Genomic DNA, 24,408 nt, shown 5'->3' with positions numbered 1-24,408 from the left:
TCTAAAAAGAACTTTTATTCATGTGGAATTTAACCAGTCGAATTCATAAATTAAATCATTTCCCTAATGAAGGCGTTGTTTGCTACGTTAAACGAGATGATGAATTAGGTTGCGGAATTAGTGGCTCGAAATTGCGTAAATATGCGAGTTTAATACCTCATCTCATTGATCATGGTATAAAGCATCTTATTATTATTGCCGGACCTCAATCCAATAACTTACTTGCTGCGCTTCAAATTGCAAGAGAACTTCAGTTACAACTGACTGCTTTTTTGATCAAACCGCGAAATTTTGAAATCCAAGGCAATTTTAAATTAAGTCGCCTCTTTTTGGCTGAAGACGAAATCATTTGGGTTGATCGTAATGATTGGCCAAACGTTGAAGAACTCGCTAATCATTATCTTAAAGAACTTCACCAGCCTGGATTTGTCCTTAGTGAGGGGGCTAGTGTTGCAGAGGCGATGCTTGGAGCGAGTAGTATTGCAACGGATATTTTACACAATGAGAAATTATCAGGGGTAATTTTTCAACATATCTTTGTCGATGCCGGTACTGGTTTTTCTGCTGCAGCATTAATTAAAGGATTAATGGAATTAAATCATCCAGCAATCATTCATGTGCTTTTATTGGCAGATGACGAAAAAACGTTTCAGCACAAACTGATAGGTTGGATAGGGCAGATCCCCGCACACGTATGTTGTTTTTATCCGAGCACCGCAAAATCATTTGGGTCCATCAATCAAACCATAAGAAAAGAAATGGGTCGCCTAGCACGTGAGGAGGGTTTATTGGCTGACCCAATTTACTCTGCCAAATTATTCCATTCAGCAAGAAAGCGTATCGAAAGCGAACAACTTAAGGGTAATATACTTATCATTCATTCTGGCGGCACATTAACTATGGCTGGATTTGAGTGGTAAGTTATTGGATATGGTAGTTTGGTTGGCAGCATAAGCTGACATCCTTGCGTACTTGTTTTAGACCCGAAGTATTCATCATCTGTCTATTATCGCCTCCATCATCTGGATTCCCATTCAAGATCCATGGGGATCAACTATATTTAAATTTATTTGATGGAGATTTTTATGCCAGCCCCTTTTGTTTCATTGGGTCGATTTAAAATTGCGCCTTTCCAGGATCCTGGCCTTAAGCCTTACGGTGCTTTTGCTAATACTACTCCTTCGGGCATCTATCCGATTAAGCAAACAGTGACTATTGATGGTAAAGCTCGTACATTTAATTGGCTCTCTTCAGAGCATGCTTACCACGCACAAAAAATCCTCCACTTAAAAAGTAAACTGAACGACAAGGATCCAGCACAAAGGACCTTAACTCGTATGCTAGATGAAATTGAGCGGACGCACGCAGGAACAAGGAACGAATATAAACCTCGTGGGGACTACGATACCCTGGTTAATAAATACCTCGATCAATTAAAAAAAGATGGTCTGAAGGTAACAGATAAAACATCGTTTGATGCCTTGTGTGAGGCTGATTTTCATAAAACCCTGAACCCCACTGGCAAAAAAAAGGGCGTCGATTTTATGCGTACGGTGATTAACCTGAAGCTTCAGCAGTACCCTGAGTTGCGTGAAACAGCGATGCAATGCGCACGAGAAGGCATCCTTCCAGTTGAAATAAGCTCAAAAGACGTGAACTGGGCTACTGGCCCCAAAGGGGATGGGCTAAATATGCTAGGGATTTTGATTCTAGAGGAAGGGAACAGGTTGTTACGTCAAAATGGAGAAACACCTCGAATTCCCAATCCTGCACAAGCCTTTCAGGAATTACAGCATAATCATAGTGCATCTTTAGCACATAGTGTCCAGGCCAAAAATTTAAGGTTTGATGCAGGAAATCGAGTACCGCCAAGAACCGGTCCTTTTAGTTTCAAGGGGAGTGATTACTTTGTTGCCCCGATTTTATCACCCGGTGAAATTGAAAATTCACTAAAAAAAGGGACAATTCCGCTAGTGTCAAATAAAGAAACTGTTTTTGATGGTTGTTTAAGATTGGGAATTAATAGTAATCAAGTATCTACTTTGCTGGCAACTTACTCTGTAAAAAGTGCCATGGCTAATCTTGATACTAAAATTGATGTGCAAATGGTACATAACACCCGGGCAAATGAAAAAGGCCATGATCCTCAGGCGATGAGAATTAAATTTAGTTCGCAAAAAGAAGCCCAGGATTTTTGTGATCGACTATATAAAGAATATGGGATCCATAGCCATACTTTTGGTCCTGGGAAAATGAAAACGCCACAGAATGGTTCGGTCTTTTTAACTAAAAATGATTTGGATAAGTTAGCTCAATGCTCACAATTGTCAAAACAACCAGGTGTCGGTAAATTTGCTTTCGAAACGTTAGCTAAATCTTTTGCTGAAAACAAACAACCTGCACCAGCGCAGGATAAAAGTGTTTCTCATAGCTCAGGGATGAGATCCAATAGGTGAAGGGTTTCAGTTGGATTTATTTCCAATTCGGCCTGGTATTATACTACCAGACCTTGATTGGGGATATTGATGCGTTAGCTTCCTTTTACACCTTTTTCGATACGTTCACCAATCTGCTGATCAATGTTTTTCCAATATTGGAATGCACGTTTTAATACGGCATCCGAGACGCCATTTTGAAGGTGACCTACCACGTTACTGACCAGCCTGCTACGCGCTTCATCGTCCATCACTTTACGTACGAGGGTTCCTGCCTGTCCGAAATCGCCGTCATCTTTGCGAAGTGTATAGGCTTCGCGTACGAAATCACCATGTGCTTCCCATGTCGCTACTTCAGGATTTCTCGAGCTATCCGCGGTCGGACCTCCTTTGGAGTTGGGAGCGTAAACAGGATCGGAAACGTTTTCAACCCGCATTGCCCCGTCTTTACTATAACTGAAAACAGGACAACGAGGTTTGTTAACAGGAATTTGCTTGTAGTTCACACCTAGTCGTGCACGATGGGCATCGGCATAGGAGAACACTCTTGCGAGAAGCATCTTATCTGGACTAATCCCTGTTCCAGGCACCATATTGTTAGGCTCAAATGCGGCCTGCTCAATTTCGGTGTGGTAATCAGTTGGATTACGATTTAAGGTCATTTTTCCCACTTTGATAAGAGGATAATCCCCGTGCGGCCATACTTTTGTGAGATCAAAAGGATTGAAGCGGTACGTCTCTGCCTCGCTGAAGGGCATAATTTGCATGTACAGTGTCCAGCTAGGATAGTTGCCGCGTTCTATAGCCTCATAGAGATCACGGGTGTGATAATCACTGTCTGTGCCTGCAAGGTGATCAGCTTCTTGTTGTGTTAAGAATTCAATCCCTTGATCAGTCTTGAAGTGATATTTTACCCAGAACTTATCACCTCGCGCATTCACCCACATGTAAGTATGGCTGGAATAGCCGTTCATGTGCCGCCAGGATTTGGGGATTCCACGATCGCCCATGAGCCAGGCCACTTGGTGGGCAGATTCCGGCGATAGGGTCCAGAAGTCCCACTGCATGTCGTGATCACGTAGGTTGTTATTGGCGCGGCGCTTTTGAGAGCGAATAAAATGCTGAAATTTCATTGGATCTCGCACAAAGAAAACGGGTGTATTATTGCCAACCATATCGAAATTACCTTCGCTGGTATAAAACTTCACGGCAAATCCACGAGGGTCGCGCCAGGTGTCAGGACTACCGCGCTCACCTGCTACAGTTGAAAAGCGAATCATGACATCGGTCTTTGTTCCTGGTTGGAACACTGCCGCTTTAGTGTACTTGCTTACGTTTTCAGTTACTTCGAAATATCCAAATGCGCCACCCCCTTTTGCGTGTGGTTGGCGTTCTGGAATCCTTTCTCGGTTAAAGTTTGCCATCTGCTCGATTAAGTAGTGATCGTGTAACAGAATCGGACCGTTCGGTCCAATAGTGAGCGAGTGCGCATCGCTTGGCACAGGTATTCCCGAATCAGTTGTGGTGAATTTTTGATTGTTATCCCTCTTCGCCATTTAAAAATCTCCTTTTATACCTCAGTTGAAATTGTCCTTTTAGGATAATTGATGCAAATCGATTCTTATTTCATTGCAAGTATGATTATTCAGACTACTATTCTTTTCCTCCAAAATACAGCAATTCGTTATCGATCCGTTGAGTGGGGATAAGGATACTAAATTCTTACTGCTATAATTGTTTCTAACATCATACTTTTGGCTATTTTAAAATGATGGAATTAAATTTATGGATGGGGAAATCACAAAAACAATAAGGAAATTTTAATGAATAGTAAGGCACTTAAATCCTATATCGAAGAGCTTTTAAGTGATAGTGGAATTCATCTCAATGGAAGCAATCCTTGGGATATCAAAGTTTATAATGAAGCCTTTTATGCACGCGTATTAAGGGAGGGCTCATTAGGGCTTGGCGAATCCTATATGGATAAATGGTGGGAGTGTGAGCGACTCGATCAGTTTTTCGTACATCTCCTCAAAGGAAATATCCAAAATAAAATGAAAATCAATAAATGGAGGCTCGTCAAGCTGATACTTCCCATTATTGTTAACTATCAAACAAAGAAACGTGCTTTGGAAGTAGGAGAGAAACACTACGACCTTGGGAATGAATTATTTCAATCCATGCTCGATAAGCGAATGAATTACACCGCCGGTTATTGGAGGGATACAGATAATTTAGATGTTGCTCAGCGTGATAAATTGGAATTAGTCTGTCAAAAATTAATGTTAAAACCAGGGATGCATCTTCTTGATATAGGCTGTGGCTTTGGGGCACTGTCAAGGTATGCTGCTGAAAATTTTGGGGTTTCTGTTGTAGGAATAACTCTATCTAGAGAGCAATACCAATATGCAAAGCAAAATTGTGCTCATTTACCAGTGGAAATTCGGTTTCAGGATTTTCGCGATGTGCAGGGAAAGTTCGATCGCATCGCTTCACTTGGGATGTTTGAGCATGTTGGCCAAAAAAATTATCGTGCTTACATGCAACTGGTTCATCAATGTCTACAAGACGATGGCTTATTTTTACTACGCACTATAGGAAATCTTACTAGTCGTTTTTCTGGTGATGAGTGGCTCAATAAATACATTTTCCCTAATGGCATGCTTCCATCGATTACACAAATAGGGAAGGCAATTGAAGGGTTATTTAGTATGGAAGAATTGGGCAATTATCCTTCTGACTATGATAAAACCTTAATGGCTTGGCATGCTAATTTTAACAAACATTGGGAGTCCTTAAAAACGCATTACGATGAGCGGTTTTACCGTATGTGGAACTATTATTTGCTTTCATGCGCAGGTGCTTTTCGTGCCCATTATATGCAGCTTTGGCAAATCCTATTTACTAAGCAAGTTCAATAACTAGCTATCCTATCAGCCACTGGACTCACAACTGATTTCTTAATTTCGGGATAATCGTTTATGTCCCCGATTCATTAATATGCGCATGAGGAATATTATCAATTGTTTTAAAAAGGCTTCATCCCTTTTAATTTTAAAATAGGTATACTTTAGTGAATTTCAAACCGACACTCATGGTCAATGAGATAAGAACATCAAATGACTCGTGTTTGTCTTTTGTGCTGTGATAATTGGGTTAAGGGAGTTAACCAGATGAGTCAATTAACAATTCGTCGATGGATTCCTTTATTTATCTTACTATGTCTCCTGGGTCTTTTCTTCGGATTGAGGTTAAATCGGTATTTAAGTTTTTCAGCCCTACGGGAACATCGTGCTCTGCTTTTGTCCTGGACTCAAACCCATTTTCTTTTGAGTGTGATGCTTTTTATGGGGTGCTACACGCTTGCCGTTGCGATTTCGATTCCAGGGGCAGTATTCTTTACTATAGCCGGCGGCTTCTTATTTGGAGTATTCACTGGTGTTTTATTGGTCGTCATCAGCGCCACGCTTGGGGCAACACTGCTTTTTTTTGCTGTACGCACTTCTTTAGGTGAGTGGCTTACTAAGAAAGCCTCAGGCTCGATCGGGCGTATGCGCCTAGGTTTTCAGCGCAATGCCTTCTCCTATTTATTAACCTTAAGACTTATCCCTTTGTTCCCTTTTTGGGTTGTGAATATTGTTCCCGCATTATTGAATGTGAGTGCCAAAACCTTCATTTTAGCAACCTTGATTGGCATCATTCCGGGATCATTTATCTACGTCTTAGTAGGTAATGGCTTAAGTCAAGTGTTTGCCACTAATCAAACGCCTAATCTTGCAATTATTTTTGAACCACAGGTATTAGGGCCTCTATTGGCTTTAGCTGCTTTATCATTGATGCCAGCGCTGTATCAATTCTTTAACTCGAGATGCAAGGATGGTGATCGTGAGCGAAATAATACACTGTGATCTTGCTATTATTGGCGGTGGAGCCGGTGGTTTAACCTTGGCAGCCGGCAGTGCCCAATTAGGACTGAAGGTTGTCTTGGTGGAAACAGGCAAAATGGGAGGCGATTGTTTAAATTATGGATGTGTACCCTCCAAATCGTTATTGGCAGCAGCTAAATCTTTTTATCATATGAAGCATTCTTCAAAATTTGGTATTCACATCCAAGGACTTGTGCTTGATTTTCCCCAAGTCATGCAGCATGTTCGTTATGTTATTGATAATATTGCCAAGCATGATTCAGTAGAGCGCTTTGAATCACTTGGAGTACAAGTCATACAAACCCCTGGAAAATTTATAGCACCTGATGCCATGCAAACGGGCAACCAAATCATCCGTGCTAGACGATTTACAATTGCGACAGGTTCTTCTCCTTTCATACCCCCAATTCCTGGTATAGATTCCGTACCTTATCTGATTAACGAAACCCTTTTTGATTTACAAGGGCAACCTGAACACTTAATTGTGATTGGGGGTGGACCCATCGGATGTGAACTTGCTCAGGCATTTGCTATGTTAGGTTCAAAAGTCACTATTTTAGAGGGGCTAAACATCCTTCCCAAAGACGATGCCGATTGCGTAGCTGTGATACGCAATCAACTGAAAAAGATGCCTATTGCGATTTATGAGCAAGTCAACGTACAGCAGATCGAATCAAACCAAAATGCCGGCATTACAGTTTCCTTCAAACACCAAAACAAACTAGCAACTGCTACCGGTAGCCATTTGCTCATCGCGACAGGTCGTCTTGCCAATGTGCAGGATCTTGATTTGGAAAAAGCTAATGTCAAATATACATCCAAAGGTATTGAGGTGAACCAACGCTTGCAAACCAGCAACAAAAAAATTTATGCACTAGGCGATGTGGTAGGGCCTTATCAGTTTACTCACATGGCAAGCTACCAGGCTGGGGTCGTGCTGCGTAATATTGCGTTCAAACTGCCTGCTAAAATCGATTATCGTGCTGTTCCCTGGGTGACTTATACGGAGCCTGAATTAGCTCACGTGGGGTTATTGGCTTCTGATGCAGAACAACGGCCTGACCTCCGTATGATTGAATGGCCATTTGTGGACAATGATCGTGCCCAAACTGAGCGTACTTTAATTGGAAAAATCAAAATCGTCACCGATAAAAAAGCGAGAATCTTAGGGGTAACTATCGTTGGTCCCCATGCTGGCGAACTGATTTTGCCTTGGGTTATAGCAATAAATGAGCAGAAAACGTTACGAAGTTTCACCGATGTGATTGCTCCCTACCCTACATTAAGTGAAATTAGCAAGCGCGTTGCAGGACAATTTTACACACCGACATTATTTTCGAATAAAGCCCGCTGGCTGGTGCGCTGGCTACAAAAATTAGGATGAGTACTTTATGATCGAAGAATATTTAAGACCGCGCTACCAAAAATGCCTGGTCAATCCTATTGCCAGTTTCGTGAGAGAACGAATCAGTGCAAATCAAATGACTTTGTTGTCGGGTATGCTTGGTGTTCTTGTTCTGCCTTCTTTGCTTTTTCATCAAGTCATACTTGCTATATTTTTACTGTTGTTGTCAGGCTATTGCGACACGTTGGATGGGACGCTTGCTCGTCTTAACCACAACCCATCTGATTGGGGTTCTGCATTGGATATCACCATGGATCGATTGGTGGAGTGGGTTGTTGTTTTTTCGCTGTGGAGTTTGGCGCCATCCGAGCGCGGGGGTTGGTGCCTGTTGATGTTGGGCAGCATGTTACTGTGCATTACCAGCTTTCTTGTGGTGGGCATTTTTAGTGAAAATGCTTCACAAAAGAGTTTCCATTACAGCCCTGGCCTTATAGAGCGAGCTGAAGCGTTTTTCTTTTTCATCCTGATGATGCTTTGGCCTGAGGCATTCAGTGCATTAGCGTTCTTGTTTACATGTTTAGTCACACTAACAGCCATTATGCGACTTATTCAATTTCGCAATCAATACAATGAACCTTACCCAAAACGACCCGATGGGGTTAAAACAAACTCATTAAACCAGGATGAGCAGCCATGAACTACATAAGGAGACAGCCATAATGATAATAGAAATCCGTGTGGTTTTAGGAGGGATACTGCTTGGACTTGCTACCGGAATGATGTTGTTGGTTCGCGGTAAAATTCTTGGTTGCAGCGGTATACTCTTTCGTTCATGGGATTTTTCAACTTATCGACCTAATATCGATAATGTTTTATTTATCCTGGGATTATTCTTAAGCGGCGTAATTTTTAATTCCACTCAGGTTGTCCCTGATCCAACAAGTATTTTTAAAGTGAATCCTTGGTTGCTCATTCTTGGGGGTATATTGGTTGGGGGCGGTACCCATCTTGGCAATGGCTGCACCAGTGGGCATGGGTTATGTGGAATATCACTCTTACGTAAGCGCTCGATAATTGCCGTCAGTATTTTCTTCCCTGTTGCAATCATTACGGCTTGGTTAATACATTAAGGAAATATGCCATGAAATCAATAGTTTCATTAATAGGTGGCCTGATATTTGGTTTCGGTTTAATTCTAACAGGGATGTATAGCCCAGATATTGTGATTTCCGGTCTCAAAATTGGCGCTGAAACATTCAAGATAAATTTATATGTCACTTTTGGTACCGCTTTATTGGTTACTTTTCTTTTATTCCAATTACGTAAATGGTTGGCAACACCGATACTCAATAAATGTTACGAATTGCCTACTAAAGAAAAAATTGACTGGCAACTTATTCTTGGCGCAGCATTTTTTGGTGTGGGCTGGGGAATAACTGGAATTTGTCCAGGCCCCAACCTGGTAGGACTCGGAATTTTTTCCTGGCCGTTTTATTGGATTAATTTTGCAGGTATGGTTATCGGTTTCTTACTTACACGCTCTCTTTTGAAGATGGTAAGAATATAGCCTGAATGGCAATGCAAGACAATGAATGATGGGATCGATAGCTGTTTTAATAGTTATACCAGGATTTAAATCTAATTTTTACCGGTATCCCGTGGATTTGATATTGTTCGGGTATTTTATTTATTGTCTTGATTGTCACTACAAGTTTATTTTGTCTGGTTGCTAGTGGGTTGATTTCATTCATGGGTGTCATTTCCGCGTAACCTGGTTCACTAGTAATATAACCCTTTTCTGTATCTCCATTTGGAAATTCAATAGATACTTCTCTGCCTTTATGAATTAATCTAAGAAACCATTTAGGCAATACATTTGTCTGGAAAAAGGCAGATTAAGATAATCATTTCAAAATCTTCTGAGCTTTTGAGATCTTCCGGAATGAGTTCAAGCCGCTCCAAAATAGCCCGAGTTTTTCGAGTAGAGTATCATCCGCTAATCCATCAAATAGAACCAATTCTTCAGTACTTAGTTCGCCAGAATAAAAAACAGGGGTAAACCTAAATGTTGGGATTTGCCTTATTTTGTAGAGTAGTTTTAGATCATTTGCAGAATGCATTTGAAAGACGATGGCGTCACAACCAGATTGGGGTAAATCATGAATAGTATGAACAAGGTTGTAGGGAACAGAAAGAGGGGGACTCGATTCTTGGTTGCAAATGAGCCAGATATTGTTTTCCTGCGCCATAATCATAAGTCCTTTTACTAAGCAATAAACATTTATCGTCTAAATTTTAGCTTTACTTTATATAAGATGTTACTTTGATTGAACAGGGAATGAAACAACTCTTTGAATTTAAAAGCATATAAAAATAATGACAACGGAGAGCATGCATAGCTCATCTTGGGTTTAGTCATTATTTTGAAGGATAGTTAATTTAACTCGATTTTATCGAGCATTTAGCTCCAATGAACTAATTTCATCACTTTGTCGACAAAAGCGGGGCCTGGATCATTTTTATCCTTCTGATAATTCGGATCCCTTTCAAGCCAAAGGGGGGTATTTTTAAATCTCAAGTACTCATAATGGCCAATAACATATTCTATTTTGGGGTACTTCTTTTTTAAATAACAAACTAAAAATGCATTTGCTTTAGCCTGAGCTTCAGTTAAATCATCTATACTGTTTACTCCACCTACATTTTCGATGCCAATCGCAAAATGGTTCAGTCCTATAACATGCCTAGCCATCCAAGTTTCGGGCATGAGTTGATAGATGGTGCCATCACGATCGACGACAAAGTGAGCGGATACATTCAATGTGCCCGGTAACTCTTTTGTTCGCGGTGAATCTTTGGGGAAAGTAGGCGGATTAAAAACACGAAAAGTCGCTGCGAAAGTGGGTATGCATGTCCAATGCAATACAATCATCTTCGGTTCAATTTCAATCGACTTGGAGTCTATCCCATAGTGGGTTAATTGATATTGTTGGGTTAAAGCAATACGCTCCTCGTTGAATTTAATAGGAGCTTGATGAATCACTTGCGCATCGTAGCAAGAAAATGCATGGGCATAGGAATTTATAAATAACAAAAAGGGTATAAAAAATTTCATATTAGTCTTTTAAAATCATGAAGTAAGCTGCTACATAATTAGGTAGATGCTGAGTTGCTTGATAAAAAGCCTCGCTACCTGCATAGCTCCCTGCTAAAAAGTCGACTTGGTAAAGATTATTCTGAAAAGCACCTCCAGTATCCGCAAAAATACCCGCCCTTGTCACTACTTTTCCTGTTTTATCTTGATATTGCACCATGAGTAGTTTTCCCAAACCAAACTGTTCAATGTCTGCGGCAAAAGTAACTTCACTATTGACTGTGATTTTATGGTCAGCATCCTTACCATAGCCTTTGATTCCATTTACTTGCTTAAAATACCAGTAGCGTTCTTGGTTATATGGGTTTTTTGCCTTATCGTAAGGAATATTGTTGCTTCGATGAACATTAAAGATCTTAAGCCGATGGTCTGGATAACCAAAATCTGCCACAAGGGTGCCTTGCATTAATGCTGCTTCAAGATCGTCTCGATTTAAATAAGCTAAAACAGGGACGTTTTTATTGGCCAGTACCCCTTTTAATATGGCTTGCTTTCCGTATTGAAAACGTAAAAGCCCAGGTTTCGCATCCGCTTGCTCAAGTGTCAGGGAGGATTCATCGCTAGGCAGGGCGTAAAGTGCGTAGGGATGGGTCGGAGTGGGATGGCTTGATACTTTAGCACGATGGACATAGTACTTAGTCATTAAAATTTTATCTTTAGGTAAATTGGCGATTAAAGGTTTATTTGATCTGAGTGATTTAACTGATTCAGTGTCTGGATACCAGCGAACAAAATCAAAGTGCTTTTTAATAAAGACAGGGTCATTCAATTGCTTTTGATGGCGGCAGATGAATGACAAAGTGGCTTTAACTCGCGTAAGGGGTATTCTAAAGACCTTGCCTTCATGAATAACTCGGGGATCGTAATGATTTCCCCTATTGATATAAGCCAATGTTTCTAAAGCTGTTGCACATAAAGCTGGCCCATTAATCAGAGACTGGGTAGGGAAAATCGGCTCTGCAGGAACAAAACGAGGAGCAGCGACAGCTTGGATACTTACTAATAAACTACAAAAGAAAAGTTTTAATTTCATTTCCTCGATTGCCCTAACTTTAAATCCAAATGATACCATAAAAAAATAAAGCGCTGTCCAAGTAACAGTTCGCGTTATTCGATTTAGTTTATAGAATCAAATTGCAAAAAGAGATCCTATTTCATGAAGGTAAATTAAATGTTTCAAACAGGAGTCAAACCCATCTAACTTCCGGTTTCGATTAGCTATTCTCTAAACGAGTTATCCCAAAATGTTTGTACTTTATTCCAAAATGGAAAATGAATTTTCTAATTATTCGTTTTACAATGCCCAATTTCATTGGTCAAATATATATCAATAACTTTTAAAGTTAGTTGATTCAGACATTGCAAAACGGTGAGAAAGTAAAATGAAGACAAAGTCAGAATTAGGTTATCAACTCGCTATTGCATGGCTAAAACATGCTTATCATCCTCCTGCCTTACAAAAAGCTTTAGGAACTTTAGGCCGTACTCCATCAAATTTCAATGATCCATTTATAAGTGCATTGATGAATATGGTCCATCAAGGAACTCATGATAAAATAGATAAAAAACAAGATATTGATGAATTTAAAAAAAGGGTTAGGGTCTACTTCGAAGAGACAAATTTAGGTAAGTATTTTTCAACTCGTGTTGACTATGCAGCAGAGAAACCACTCAGTGATTGGGCAGATGGATTATTTTTTAATATGTGTTTTCCTGGAAAATATGGTGTCTTCCTTGAGCTAGAAAGCGGAGAAATTGGTCAATGTTCGTTTTACATGCATGAGCATGAAAAATTGATTTATCAACCTTGCGAAGAAACCATAGAGGAAATGGAGGAGAAGATTGGTCCTCAATTGATGAGGGCAAAAAATGCTATCGCAAAAATGCCTTTATCAGAAGAAGCTAAATTAAAATACCAGAACATGATAGACGCAGATTTGGAAGAAATTAAAAAAGATTTTGAGTTGCTTAAAGAATATGCTTCTCTTGAAGTTGAAGGCAGGGAAAGAATGACACCAATAAAAATTGCGGAATTAGCATTAGAAAGAGTAAAGCGATATGCAAAAGCTGAATCAGAGCAATTCCCCAAACTAGTCCAAGCAATTTTAACTTTAAAAGAAAACGCCGAGGCGAAATCAATGCAAGATTTGGAAAGTTGGGCTAGCAGAGCTACAACGATAGTTAGTAGTTATACTAACTTACCTAGTACTTCATTTTCAGATTTTAAATCAGAATTTTCTGAACTTTTTGCAGAGGAGGCAATTCAGGATTTACCCTCAGAAGAAGAAGGCTTAATTGCTAAAATACTACAAGCTTTTCAAGAGTTATTGTATTTTGGGACAAATTTTCAGTTTTTTAGGCCGGCAACACTACGTGCTGATATCTACGATGTGACACAAGCGAAAGATATTCTAACTGAGATTAGCCTGACCTAAAGAAATGGTATGAACAAGGCACCTGCCTCATCAGCTGAAGTTAGGGTAGGGCCTTGCCAACAAGTTTCACCATAACTTATTGAAACCTACGCCAAATAGAACTCTCACTATGAGCTTAGAGCAGTAACAGGTAAAGCGAAGTTTAAAAAAATTTTGATCCAAAGGTAAACCAAAGAATTAGCATAACTTGTCCTAAAAGGGGATGCCTGTTACAGATCCCTTTAATTCCTTATAATTTCCCTGTTCTGCGATACGTCCTTGTTGCAAGAGATATATGTTATCCGCATTTTTAAGAAATTCAGGCCGCTGTGTAATTATAATTCGAGTCGCGTGTAGGTTTTCGACACAAGTTTGTAGCACTTCCAATGTTTGGTTATCCATACCGCTCATTGCCTCATCCAAAATCAAAATACGGGATTTTTTTGCCAGAGCACGGGCAAGGAGCACCCGTTGTCTTTGCCCCACGGAAAGCGAGCGGCCTCCCTCAGAAATTAGAGTTTGCATACCCATCGGCATGTTTTCAATGTCATTGGCAATATTAGCAAGTTTCGCCGCTTCCCAAGCATCGTTAAGTGTGAGTTCAGTATGAATACCAATAATATTCTCTTGCACAGTACCTGGCATTAATAAACTATTTTGTAAAATAACACTCAATTGACTGCGGAGGTGATGCTTATCCAGCACAGCTAAATCACAATCATCAAAAAGTATTGAACCCGCCAGCGGTTTTTCAAAGCCTAAAAGCAACCTAATCAGTGAGGATTTACCAGTACCCGATTGACCCAAAATGCCGATATATTGTCCAGCATCGATCTGTAGATTAAAATGATCACAAATGGGTGTCTCATTCCCAGGATATTTGAAAACGACATCCCTAAACTCAATTTTACCGGTAATGACAGGCTTTAACGTTTCCTCTTTACTCTCCTCAATCGACGTATTTAATAACGGACGGGTACGCTCGAAAATTGGAATGATACGCACAAACTGATTAATATTGCTCCAGATGTTAATAAAAAGAGTAAACATTTGAGTTAATGCAGTACTGTACATAATGAAAGTTCCTAAAGCCATAGGTTTTACGCTTAAAATCATGAAACTATAGACAATCAGAGTAATTACCAAGCTAAATACCAAATTGAATACCCCGCTTATAACAGCAATATTAGAGCCCTTAAGAAATACTAGTGTTTTACTATAGAATTTCTCCAGCCATAACATAAACATATTCTTTTCACAGTGACTACTTCTTATTTTGTTTATACTTGAGAAAAACTGCAGCAATAAAGAATACGTTTCACCAAGTAAATTAAAGTAGTTACGCAAATAATGCAGTTGTTTCGAGGTTAAAATAGCTGAAACAATACCGGCAAAACAAACTGGTATTAAAACCAGCGCAGTCAATTCTGGGGCAACATAAAATAAAAAAAGAAGTAATAACAAAAGTTGTACACAATTGGTTAATGATAAAAGAATAGCAATATTCATCTCTTGCTGTATTGCATCAATTGCATTGATACGATTGGCTAAATCGCCTGCTTCGAATTTGTGAAAAAATGAGACTGGAAAGCGCAAAATTCTATCCCAAAGGGCAGCTTGTAACGTCGCATTTGCTTTAAGCTATTCGGAACAAACTAACAACTTGCACATAACGTAATGATGCCGCGATGAAAACACTGATCACAAGTAGGAGAAGAAGCTGTTGCAAGGCCTTAATATCAGCAAAAGGGATAATGGTTGAGAATAGATACCCTGTAGCGATTGGTATGCTCAAAGCAATCAAGCTTAGCATCAATTGCAAAATTGCAGCCCGCCAAAAATCGGGTTTAATTTGCCTCCAGGCGAAACGAAAAACATCCCGGCTGGATAATAGCTCATCCGGTAAAGGCTTATAAAAATAAAAAGCATTTTTTGCTATTAAACCAGCGTTTTTTTTGTTCAAAATCATGCTTTTGTTTTGGCCTGGAATAATAACTTCATACCCTTTTTTGTGTGGCAAAAGTGCACAAGGGTAATTGTCCTCACACAAGAAACCAAGCAGCGGGCCATTGTCTTCCTGCCACCAATCATCCTCCAACACTACTTCTCGAAAGCGAAATCGCGATTGGTCAGCTAAAGCTTGGAGAAGGGACAAAGTGTTTTTATTTTCATTTGTTGAAGGAAAAATCAATGAAATATCAGCACGGGCAGCAACCAAAGCACAAGCTTCATAAAACGCATCGTTTGTAATAGGTAGTTGATATTCGGATTGAGAAAGAACTTCAGCAATTTTGCCAATTGCTTCCTGTGGTAGTTCTGCTTCATCAATCACTACGGTTCTCCATTTTTTTTAATTGTCCTTTTTCTAGGATGTAAATACTATCACAACCTTGTAAGGCAGTTTTACGATGGGTGACAATCATTGTTGTACAATTTCTTTTCTTGATGTTTTCTAAGATGGTTTGTTCTGTTTCAACATCAAGATTGGAGGTCGCTTCGTCAAGAATAAGAAGGGCAGGGTTTTGTGCTAATGCCCTTGCTATTTCGATACGCTGCCGCTGACCGCCACTGAAATTAATTCCATTTTCAAGCACTTTACAATCAAGCCCACCACGCGCTTGAATAACCTCAAAGAGACAAGCATCTTGCAAGGCTTTTTCAATTGCTTCGTCAGGTATATTTTTTTTCCAAAGCGTAATATTTTCGCGAACAGTTCCTGCATACAAAAAAACATCCTGATCCACATAGCTCAATTGATTTGCTAAACTCGCTGCATCGATCTCATGCATCGGTATTCCACCAATGAATATTGTTCCAGTTTGTGGTTGATATAAGCCGGCGATTAGTTTGGCGATGGTTGATTTTCCCTCTCCAGATTTTCCCATCACAGCAAAAGTTTCTCCCGCTTTGATTGAAATGTTTAACCCTTCGAGCATTGGTTTTAATGGAGAATAACTAAAGGATACGTTGTCTAAGCAGATTGAAGGGGAAAGAACCGTATTACTTTGTTGTTTCAATAAGCGTTGATCCACTTCATAATTCAATATGTCATCTTGGCGAAATAAATCCCCCTTAATTTTTTGCACATCATTGCCCAAAGCCAATATTGCTTGGATTGGTGCGGTAAATTGGGTTAGTAATAACTGAAATGCAACAAGAGTACCAATTGTTATTACGCTGTTTATAATTAAAAAACTGCCATAACAAAGAATAACAACGACCGTAATTGTTTGTAGCCAAAAGGGTACTACAGTTAAAACTTGTGTTAGGATACTTTGCTTTTGTTGTAATGAAATTATTTCAGCATGTAACCCTGACCAGCGTTGAAAAAAATCATCCTCCCGCCCATTTGCCTTAAGATCTTCAATGAGATACAAACCAATCATTGAGAAACCAAGTAACTTGCTGTTTTTCTGCAGAAAATTAAAATTAATATCCGCATACTGCCGAGCGATTAGCCGATAAACTAAATAATTACATGCTGTAACAACAAAGGCAATTAATGCCAATTGCCAACTCATGAGTAATAAAATAAAACCATAAATAACCAAGGTAACCAAACCTGTGAGGGCAGACATCAGCTCTGATGACAAAAGATGGGCAATACGATCATTAGCCGAAATACGTTCAATAATATCCCCAGTAAAACGTTGTTGGAAAAAATTGACAGGCAAACAAATGACATGCCAAAGCAAGCGGATACTACCCACCATCAATAATTTCACCTTTGACAGTAAAAGATAGTATGTTTGCAACCAAGTGATTAACCCAACTGCCGCGATGTTTAAGACAAATAACGTAAGAAATGGGATTTGCCAGCTAGTAATATTTTCAAGCAGAATACAGTCAATAAATACTTTAGTAAAAGCAATGACCAATAAATTAGGCACAATCAAAATAATACTTGCTAACAGAATAAATTTAATTTCTGTAGCCATTCCGCGGGTTCGTCGTCTTAATCCGCTAAAGAGTGAGGGTGGAATACCACAACGTGTAAACTCAGGAGTAGGTTCAAGAACAAGGGCTACTCCGGTGAAAGATTTATTAAATTGCGTTTCATCAAGAACTCTTGGACCTGATGCTGGATCATTAATATAAACCTTTTCCCCTTTCATCCCTTCCCAAACAACAAAATGATTAAATTCCCAGAATAAAATTGCTGGGGCACGTACTTGTTGCAGCTCCTCAAGTCGTTCAAATTTTGCACCTTGGGCCCTCAATCCATGCTTTCTCGCAGCTTGCAGCATAATGACGGCATTACATCCGTCTCGCGATACGCCGCATTCGATTCGTAATTTTTCCAATGGAATATATCTACCATAATAAGCAAGGACGATTGCAAGCGCCGCGGCTCCACACTCTGTAGCTTCCATTTGTAAAATAGTTGGTGTTTTTATGCGTGTCATTTAATAGCTCCCGAACAGTTTTTTAAGTCCAGGAATTATTAATGTAACGGGTGCTTGTTTACGGACAATAGTGCTTACCTCTACCATTGTCCCAGCAGTAATTTTTTGAGGGGGCCCTTCTGAAGATGACCATTTGAACCCACTAAACGTGGTAGGATCCTTTTGTAAATTAACACGAATTTCCATTGTGGGATTTTCAATCAATTTCTTGACTAAGTCTTCATTTTTTAAGACTGCATTCATACTCTCTGATGTAGCAGGATAAGGAGCAACATAATCAACATATCCAATAATGCTGCCGTATTCTTCTTTTTTTATTGTCCCTGGTGTAACCATAGTGATCATCCCTTTTTTAATTTTTTTCCCTTGATTAATAGGAACATAAGCAATGACTTCAAGATTTATATCCAAAGGAGAAAGACTTAGGACGGGGGTGCCTTCCTTAGCCATATCCCCGAGCTTTACTTGAATATTAGTCACTCGACCGGTTATTGGGCTGTAAACATTTTTACCTGTCTTCAGTTGACTTATTAAACTATCTAGCTCTTCTTTTTTGTCCTTAATTTTTAAATCAATTGAGCGTAATTTATCGGCCCAACTTTCAACATAATTTTTTTCATTAATTAAATTTTGCGAGATCTCTTTGCGTGCATCTTCGATATTCTTGCGAATATCGTAATATTGCTGCCAGCTACTCACCACTTCTTGACGCGTAATTAATCCTCGTTTGAAAGCATCTTGGCGAATCGTGAGTAATTCTTGGGCGTGGATAAGGTTTTCATTTTGCTGAGTAATAATATTTTCGAGGATAGTGTTTTGCGTAATTAAGTCTTTATGCCTATTAGCTATTCCTATTTTGGCTTCTGCGGACATTTCTTTGTTTTTTTGTTGCAACTCAGCCAGTGCTTGCTGGGCTACCACGATTTGATTTTGCAGATAGAGGTTGTTGAAAGTCATCACCAATTGGCCTGCTTTAACTGTATCCCCAGGCTTAACCAAAATTCTTTCAACCTCACCCGCTCCTTTTGGAGCAACTGCATTATAGATCCCTTCAATATCAGAAAGAATGATACCGTCACCTTCCACCCGGGTATTTATTTTGCCCAAAATACTCCACACAATAACGAGTACCATAGTGACTGTTAAGGTCAGCAGTAAAAGCCAGGACTTGCTTCCAGTAATAGTAATTGCTTTATTCAATTGCTCTGGGGTTGTGAGATGAATCAATGCTTCTTTACGAAATAATTTTTGCGATTCCTCTCTAACCACTCGAGCACTCCTCGAAGTCCTAAGTTTTATTATTATATTCTAGTATTAAAGAACTGAAAGATTTTAAAAATGGGGGATAATTTTTTTTAAAAGTAATAATTAAATTGCGCCATATAAAATGATTTTTATATGGCGCAATGAAAGCTTATTAAGCGTAAGGGTTAAAAAGGATCGGTTGTTGATTGGAATTACCAGCCGTAGTATTTAAATTTGGATTATTAACAAGTCCATCTAGAGCATTTAAAGCATCGTTTGGGAGAGGTACGGCATTACCGGGAGTATAAACCGTTGCTCCTCCGACAATGTCAACCAACTCTTCATCTTTTAAAATATTCATAATAGCTACTCCTGCAAACAAAATAGATTGATCCTCTCTTTTTTTTTTGCTAGCTATCTATCCATATTAAGCTAAGTATAGTCTATGTTTTTGTAATAACCATCTTGCCACTGGTTGTATATGGGTATCTGCTAAAATCAATATGTCCAAATAGCAGCTTATTTATGCTCTTTCCCCTATTAAGACTAAGTCGCTAGGTTTTTACTGTTTCATGTAACTCTTTGAAGGCATTAATAAATTTAACTATTAGGTCATAATTTGTGCAAAAAATTAAAATTTTGTCTAGACTTTGAATTGACTTGAACAAATAGTGAAGGAGCATTTTATGGTTAAGTCATCGAATAAAATTTTTGCCCTGCTGCTAGGAGCTATAGTTTGTCTGGGCTTTAGTAATTTGGCACTTGCTGATGATGTATGCAAAGCAAATTGTGAAGTTCAATCGAAAAGTTGCACAAAAGGATGTAATGGTGATACGGATTGCATATTAAACTGCTCTGATACTCGAGATAGTTGTGTTCAAGGCTGTGGCGGTTAGCAAAAAGCAATCTTTTTTGCACTGTATGGGGCTTACACAATATCAAAAGGGATAGTAGCATGAGAAAACGATTCCTTCTTTTCTTGTTACTATTCCTTGTTAACCCCGTTACTTTTGCCAATGGGCCTTCATTCGGGGTTTATTCCAATGCCCGTTATAATTATGCATTGGAGTATCCATTATTTTTGGTTCCACAAGGTGAATCTGAAAATGGAGACGGGGAAAAGTTTATTGGAAACGAAGGGGAGCTAACAGTTTATGGATCTTTTTTACCAACCCTTGATTCGCAAAAAAATCAAGACAAATTCAATATTGAAGAAGAGTTTAATTACGAGAAAAAACAACTCAAGCAAGAGGGATTTGAACTGGATTATGCCTATTTAAGCAAGAATATCTTTGTTATTTCAGGTACTAGCTACACTCAAATTGTTTACTTAAAAAAAATATTTGTCCCTTCTTGCAGTATACACCTTTATCTCTGGCTTTATTATCCAAAAACAGAAAAAAAGCAATGGGATCTCTGGGTAACGAAAATCAGTAAATCTTTTAAATACAAAAGCAAAAAATGCCAGGGAGATTTTATCCGAAATTGATGCTCAGGGGGTATCAAGTGGGCTAAAAGGAGGGATTGATGAACGGTTTTGCAAAGGTATTCATTTTTCTTACATTATTAACCCAGTCAATTAATTCTAGTGCCAATGACACTGAATTTGGTGGAAATGGATCACTACCTATTCCTATTGAAAATAACGCAATTAGTATGATTTCTGAAAACATTAGTATCAATGGAGAAGATTTACTAAATCCAAATAAAAGAGGGCGTTGGTTATACCATTGCCAATTTACCTTTAAAAATTTTACTCCCAAGAAACAGAGGTTACAAATGGGTTTTCCCTTCCCTATCTATAATGAAGAGGAAGCTGTTACAGTGCCTAAAGGTTCAATTAGCCATCCGGGAGATCCGTTAGTCTATGATTTTAAAGTAACGACTCCAAATGGTCCTATTCCAGCTGTACGGAGTAAAATAGGTACGAATAAAGACAAAGGTGTAGCCTATCAAGAAGCTTATATCTGGCCCATGTCTTTTGAGCCCGATCAAATCCTTAAAATAGAACACAGTTATTCCACGGGTACTACTAATGATGTCATGGGATTTACATGGGTCAGTTATGTATTAAAAACCGGTGCACTTTGGCGAGGAAACCAGATAGGCCACACCCGTATCAAAATCAGTCCCAATACTCCTACTCGTCTTTGTTCTGAAATCTCCCAATACAAGGATATTGGAACACCTATTCTGCCTGGCATGAAAATAGTTCAGAAGGGAGCTTATCGTCAATACCTCTGGGATCTGGAGCATTTTAAACCCAAACAAGACTTAACCCTTTGCCTACAAACTGGAAGAGATTATGTGAGATATCAGTTGGTCTATCCTCTAATTGGTATTTCGTCTTATCCTCTTCCGCCCTTAAGCAGCATGAGCCGTTCAGAATTAAGAAGAATGAAGAATTCGATATTTGCCCAATACGGACGGGTTTTTAACGATCCAGAATTACAACACTATTTTAATCAACAATGGTGGTATGAACCGAATCCTAATTATCAAGATAGCCTATTAACTAAAGAGGATAAAGAAGCGATTAAAGTTTTAAATGCTGTTCTTAATAAATAGAAAAGATTGGTTCTGGTGAATTTCGCACTACTCATTTTTATGCTGATTTTGTTTTGTTAATAACTATCTTAATTGTGCAAGCATCGGGAGTGGGGCGGTTTTACTTGTTTTGAGACCGCTCTGTCGTCATGACTTAACAACACAATAGAGAGAGAAAATAAAAAACGGTTGCGGAAGTGATAATTAAAAAAAACACCCAAACAACAATATAGGAAAAAGGCCTTTTACTTTTACGGAATAAATTCGCGATAAAATTAATTAGGCGAGCAATCAGGAGCGGTAGGGAGAAATTAACAATCAATCCAAAAGCTATACCAATTATAATGAATGAATAAATGTTATCTGTAATCAGATGTGAAGAACGCGGAATTTGTAGTTCATAAAATGCTGCTAATAGCGCAACAACGAATAAGGTGATTAAGTTGTATTTTCTTATTCTTGTTGATTTATTTGCCATATGCTTCATGATTCTAAAAAACTAACCATATACCAAAAACGACTGGCTCGCAAATTTGGTCTATTAAATAAAAGTGACTTCGGTTAAGAACCTTTATATCCTCACTTTATCTAATGACGAGGATTTTTAACAGTGCAGCGGAAATTGAGTGAAATAAAAATGAATAGTGATGTGATAGATTTTCATATAGTAGAGAATAACTTTTTCTCGTTAGTGAGTGTAAACCAAATGGATTATGATCATTTAGTTGCTTTTACCACAGGGGTTCAAGCATCAGGCTTAAATCCAGCTATCGTTAAACATATTGATGATCGATTCTTTCAGAGCCTGAATGCCTGCCAAGTTTATTACGAGAAAAATCATGTGCCTTGGGCATTAGTATTCCCCGATTATTTACTAAATGAAACTATTGAACGTGATGTTCAATTACTTGGGTTTTCAAATACAGGAACTGGTGTAGCTATGGTAGCCGTATTTGATAGTATCCAGTTCCCATCGCAATCTTTGTCACTCCAATGCAAATTAATGGACGATGATTTACATACTTGGAGTATTCCCTTGATTTACGGGTTTGAATCCACACCAGAAGTTACTTCCGTTTATACCCACAGACATCAATTGGCATCAGAAAATGCAGGATTAATCTATCATTTTTCTGGCTATTTTGAAAATACAGTGGTGTGTTCATTGACTTTATCATTATGCGGAAATTGCGCCCGGATTGATGATGTTGCTACGATGCCTGCTTTTCAAAAGCAAGGATTTGGTTCCGCATTGATTTATGAGGCGTTAAAGTGTGCTAAGGAGTTAAGCATAAGCCGTTGCTTTTTAGAAGCTTCAAACAACGGGTTAGGACTCTATAAACGAATTGGCTTTAAAGCGCTTTTTACAAATCATTATTATGAAAAAATACCAACTTAATTTTGAAAGCAATTTCTGAACGACGATACAAAGGGTCTATACGCCTATTAGTGCATTTCTTCAATTTTGAATTCGTTTTTCAAATTATCTAAATTAGTATCGATTGCAATATCTAATCCTTTTCCAGGGATTTTTCGCGTTTCATTAGCCCATTCCCCTAGATCAATGAGTTTACAGCGGTCTGAGCAAAACGGCCTATAATGATTCCCTGGGCGCCAAGTATTGTATTTGCCGCACGTGGGGCATTTTATTTCTGAGGATTTCATAAAATACTTCTCTCTAACTTCTTTTCATTATAAATATTTTATCGCAGTTTATAAAAATAGTAATAAGTTGTTCTATCAGATTAGAATGATGAAGAGTGGAATGGATGCATTATCAGTGAGTTACTTATGAAAAAATTTCTCTTTTTATTTATGAGCCTCAGTTGTGGTTACATCAAAGAGGCCTATCCAATTATTTCTCAACGCAACCTAGATAATTTTTCCGTTACTTTCGGAGCCCCGATTCTTACATCAACAGCAGAAACTCTGGATAAAGGCTCTTGGGCAGTGGGAGAGCGAATGGAATACGATCGTACCCACCCTTTTTCTGATGTAACGTTACTGTCAAATCCGCTCTCAGAAAGCCAAAAAGGATTTTTCATGAATTTTTTTATGTTAAGTTATGGATTATTAGACAATTTTACAGTAGGTACTTTTTTACCTATTCAGCATAGTCATGGCTTGCGTGCAGTCAATGAAGCAACTCTTTCTGCAGCAAATGAAGCGAGTCTACACCTAATTAATAAGGCAGACCTCGATGAAGCCAAGAAAGCAGAACTACATGCCGATTATGAAGCAGGCTTACATGAAGACAACGAAACAGATCCACATGCAGCTAATCAAGCTGAACAAAAAAAAACTCCTACTGTCACAAACCTGGGTAATATATCTGGAGTAGGTGATTCAACTATTTTTGGAATTTGGCGACCCCATCAAGGAAACAAGGGCGCTTCCGCTATAACAATGGCTTTTCTTTTTGGCATGAACCTGCCCACCGGAAAAAAAACGGCGAGAACCCGTGAGGGCGAACTATTTCCAGCTGCAAATCAGCCAGGAACGGGCGCTTGGGTACCATTTGCTGGTGTTATTTTTTCAAAAAAGATGGGGCGGCTATCATTAAGTAGTAATTTTACTTACAGCCAAACGACAAAAGGAACCCAATTTACCACGTTAGGGAGTTATTTCTACTACGATTTTGCAGCAACTTATCCTCTCTACGAGCATCAAGGCAAAATGGCTTATAAAACCGAGGGAATATTAGAATTAACCGGAGAATATCTAAATCACGATAAAATTAATGGCATCAAAGACCCGAATACCGGTGGTAATAGCATCTATGTTAATCCAGGGATTCGAGTTAACGTGGGTGAGAGTATTTCTTGCTTTTTAGGCGCAGGTTTTCCTGTCGTAGAAAAATATTATGGCACCCAGGTTAAAAGTCGATATGCGGTTTACAGCGGTATAGAGGTTAGTCTTTAAGTTTACAAGAGAGG

General features: G+C 38.9%; 24 protein-coding genes and 1 pseudogene. 14 read left to right on the top strand and 11 right to left on the bottom strand.

Annotation, left to right across the window (positions count from 1 at the left end):
• Positions 1-20 precede the first annotated feature (20 nt).
• Both LMI_RS10510 and LMI_RS14930 read left to right on the top strand, forming a co-directional pair.
• Positions 21-920: a pyridoxal-phosphate dependent enzyme gene (locus tag LMI_RS10510; protein WP_045099757.1), complete on the top strand. Its 900-nt coding sequence runs from the start codon at positions 21-23 to the stop codon at positions 918-920.
• Between the two features lie 165 nt (positions 921-1,085).
• Positions 1,086-2,456, top strand: a complete 1,371-nt coding sequence (locus LMI_RS14930) for an NADAR family protein (protein WP_052679537.1) — start codon at positions 1,086-1,088, stop codon at positions 2,454-2,456.
• 74 nt (positions 2,457-2,530) lie between these two features.
• Here LMI_RS14930 and LMI_RS10500 read toward each other — a convergent pair whose 3' ends face one another.
• The gene (locus LMI_RS10500) at positions 2,531-3,991 is read right to left on the bottom strand and encodes a catalase (protein WP_045099756.1); all 1,461 of its coding nucleotides are present in this window, start codon (positions 3,989-3,991) and stop codon (positions 2,531-2,533) included.
• A 267-nt stretch (positions 3,992-4,258) separates the two neighbouring features.
• Here LMI_RS10500 and cfa point away from each other — a divergent pair, with 267 nt between their 5' ends.
• From cfa to LMI_RS10470, 6 genes are all read left to right on the top strand, one after another.
• A complete protein-coding gene (gene cfa, locus LMI_RS10495) occupies positions 4,259-5,356 on the top strand; it encodes a cyclopropane fatty acyl phospholipid synthase (protein ID WP_045099755.1) in 1,098 nt (365 codons plus the stop codon).
• A gap of 252 nt (positions 5,357-5,608) precedes the next feature.
• Positions 5,609-6,343: a TVP38/TMEM64 family protein gene (locus tag LMI_RS15660; protein WP_231852144.1), complete on the top strand. Its 735-nt coding sequence runs from the start codon at positions 5,609-5,611 to the stop codon at positions 6,341-6,343.
• Complete coding sequence (locus LMI_RS10485) at positions 6,321-7,745, top strand: dihydrolipoyl dehydrogenase family protein (RefSeq protein ID WP_074454229.1); 1,425 nt, start codon at positions 6,321-6,323, stop codon at positions 7,743-7,745. The genes LMI_RS15660 and LMI_RS10485 overlap by 23 nt, the downstream gene beginning before the upstream one ends.
• 7 nt (positions 7,746-7,752) lie before the next feature.
• Positions 7,753-8,403 carry a CDP-alcohol phosphatidyltransferase family protein gene (locus LMI_RS10480; RefSeq protein ID WP_064102973.1) on the top strand — a complete coding sequence of 217 codons (651 nt, stop codon included), beginning with the start codon at positions 7,753-7,755 and terminating at the stop codon, positions 8,401-8,403.
• A gap of 22 nt (positions 8,404-8,425) precedes the next feature.
• Entirely contained in the window at positions 8,426-8,836 is a 411-nt protein-coding gene (locus tag LMI_RS10475; protein ID WP_045099754.1) for a YeeE/YedE family protein, read from the top strand.
• Between the two features lie 11 nt (positions 8,837-8,847).
• The gene (locus LMI_RS10470; RefSeq protein ID WP_045099753.1) at positions 8,848-9,273 is read left to right on the top strand and encodes a DUF6691 family protein; all 426 of its coding nucleotides are present in this window, start codon (positions 8,848-8,850) and stop codon (positions 9,271-9,273) included.
• Positions 9,274-9,610: 337 nt separating this feature from the next.
• Here the strand turns inward: LMI_RS10470 and LMI_RS10460 are convergent, their stop codons facing one another.
• From LMI_RS10460 to LMI_RS10450, 3 genes are all read right to left on the bottom strand, one after another.
• Entirely contained in the window at positions 9,611-9,955 is a 345-nt protein-coding gene (locus tag LMI_RS10460; protein ID WP_045099751.1) for a hypothetical protein, read from the bottom strand.
• Between the two features lie 212 nt (positions 9,956-10,167).
• Positions 10,168-10,821, bottom strand: a complete 654-nt coding sequence (locus LMI_RS10455) for an N-acetylmuramoyl-L-alanine amidase (RefSeq protein ID WP_045099750.1) — start codon at positions 10,819-10,821, stop codon at positions 10,168-10,170.
• 1 nt (position 10,822) lies between these two features.
• Positions 10,823-11,893: a hypothetical protein gene (locus LMI_RS10450; protein WP_045100710.1), complete on the bottom strand. Its 1,071-nt coding sequence runs from the start codon at positions 11,891-11,893 to the stop codon at positions 10,823-10,825.
• A gap of 349 nt (positions 11,894-12,242) precedes the next feature.
• Here LMI_RS10450 and LMI_RS10445 point away from each other — a divergent pair, with 349 nt between their 5' ends.
• Positions 12,243-13,295 carry a hypothetical protein gene (locus LMI_RS10445; RefSeq protein ID WP_045099749.1) on the top strand — a complete coding sequence of 351 codons (1,053 nt, stop codon included), beginning with the start codon at positions 12,243-12,245 and terminating at the stop codon, positions 13,293-13,295.
• 192 nt (positions 13,296-13,487) lie between these two features.
• On the opposite strand, the gene LMI_RS15735 is transcribed toward LMI_RS10445, so the two are convergent.
• The 6 genes and pseudogenes from LMI_RS15735 to LMI_RS10420 form a co-directional block, all read right to left on the bottom strand.
• Complete coding sequence (locus LMI_RS15735) at positions 13,488-14,324, bottom strand: ATP-binding cassette domain-containing protein (RefSeq protein WP_256324296.1); 837 nt, start codon at positions 14,322-14,324, stop codon at positions 13,488-13,490.
• A gap of 3 nt (positions 14,325-14,327) precedes the next feature.
• Positions 14,328-14,900: pseudogene (locus LMI_RS15730) on the bottom strand (ABC transporter transmembrane domain-containing protein); the annotation flags it as partial.
• A 10-nt stretch (positions 14,901-14,910) separates the two neighbouring features.
• Complete coding sequence (locus LMI_RS10435; RefSeq protein ID WP_045099747.1) at positions 14,911-15,606, bottom strand: hypothetical protein; 696 nt, start codon at positions 15,604-15,606, stop codon at positions 14,911-14,913.
• Positions 15,599-17,680 carry a cysteine peptidase family C39 domain-containing protein gene (locus LMI_RS10430; RefSeq protein WP_045099746.1) on the bottom strand — a complete coding sequence of 694 codons (2,082 nt, stop codon included), beginning with the start codon at positions 17,678-17,680 and terminating at the stop codon, positions 15,599-15,601. The genes LMI_RS10435 and LMI_RS10430 overlap by 8 nt, the downstream gene beginning before the upstream one ends.
• On the bottom strand, positions 17,681-18,949 hold the full coding sequence (locus LMI_RS10425; protein WP_045099745.1) for an NHLP bacteriocin system secretion protein: 1,269 nt from the start codon (positions 18,947-18,949) through the stop codon (positions 17,681-17,683).
• Between the two features lie 148 nt (positions 18,950-19,097).
• Entirely contained in the window at positions 19,098-19,286 is a 189-nt protein-coding gene (locus LMI_RS10420) for a hypothetical protein (RefSeq protein WP_045099744.1), read from the bottom strand.
• A gap of 325 nt (positions 19,287-19,611) precedes the next feature.
• Between LMI_RS10420 and LMI_RS10415 the strand changes: the two genes are divergently transcribed.
• The 4 genes from LMI_RS10415 to LMI_RS10395 all read left to right on the top strand — a co-directional run bounded on the left by LMI_RS10415 (position 19,612) and on the right by LMI_RS10395 (position 22,871).
• Complete coding sequence (locus LMI_RS10415; RefSeq protein WP_045099743.1) at positions 19,612-19,821, top strand: hypothetical protein; 210 nt, start codon at positions 19,612-19,614, stop codon at positions 19,819-19,821.
• A gap of 59 nt (positions 19,822-19,880) precedes the next feature.
• The gene (locus LMI_RS10410; RefSeq protein WP_045099742.1) at positions 19,881-20,414 is read left to right on the top strand and encodes a hypothetical protein; all 534 of its coding nucleotides are present in this window, start codon (positions 19,881-19,883) and stop codon (positions 20,412-20,414) included.
• Positions 20,415-20,452: 38 nt separating this feature from the next.
• Positions 20,453-21,493, top strand: a complete 1,041-nt coding sequence (locus LMI_RS10405; RefSeq protein WP_052679536.1) for a YARHG domain-containing protein — start codon at positions 20,453-20,455, stop codon at positions 21,491-21,493.
• Between the two features lie 616 nt (positions 21,494-22,109).
• Entirely contained in the window at positions 22,110-22,871 is a 762-nt protein-coding gene (locus LMI_RS10395) for a GNAT family N-acetyltransferase (protein ID WP_045100708.1), read from the top strand.
• A gap of 47 nt (positions 22,872-22,918) precedes the next feature.
• Here LMI_RS10395 and LMI_RS10390 read toward each other — a convergent pair whose 3' ends face one another.
• On the bottom strand, positions 22,919-23,137 hold the full coding sequence (locus LMI_RS10390; RefSeq protein ID WP_045099740.1) for a DNA gyrase inhibitor YacG: 219 nt from the start codon (positions 23,135-23,137) through the stop codon (positions 22,919-22,921).
• A gap of 126 nt (positions 23,138-23,263) precedes the next feature.
• On the opposite strand from LMI_RS10390, the gene LMI_RS10385 reads away from it, so the two are divergent.
• Positions 23,264-24,394, top strand: a complete 1,131-nt coding sequence (locus tag LMI_RS10385) for a transporter family protein (protein WP_045099739.1) — start codon at positions 23,264-23,266, stop codon at positions 24,392-24,394.
• Positions 24,395-24,408 lie beyond the last annotated feature (14 nt).

Source organism: Legionella micdadei (assembly GCF_000953635.1).
GTDB lineage: Bacteria > Pseudomonadota > Gammaproteobacteria > Legionellales > Legionellaceae > Tatlockia > Tatlockia micdadei.
This window is presented reverse-complemented; position numbering and strand designations above follow the sequence as displayed.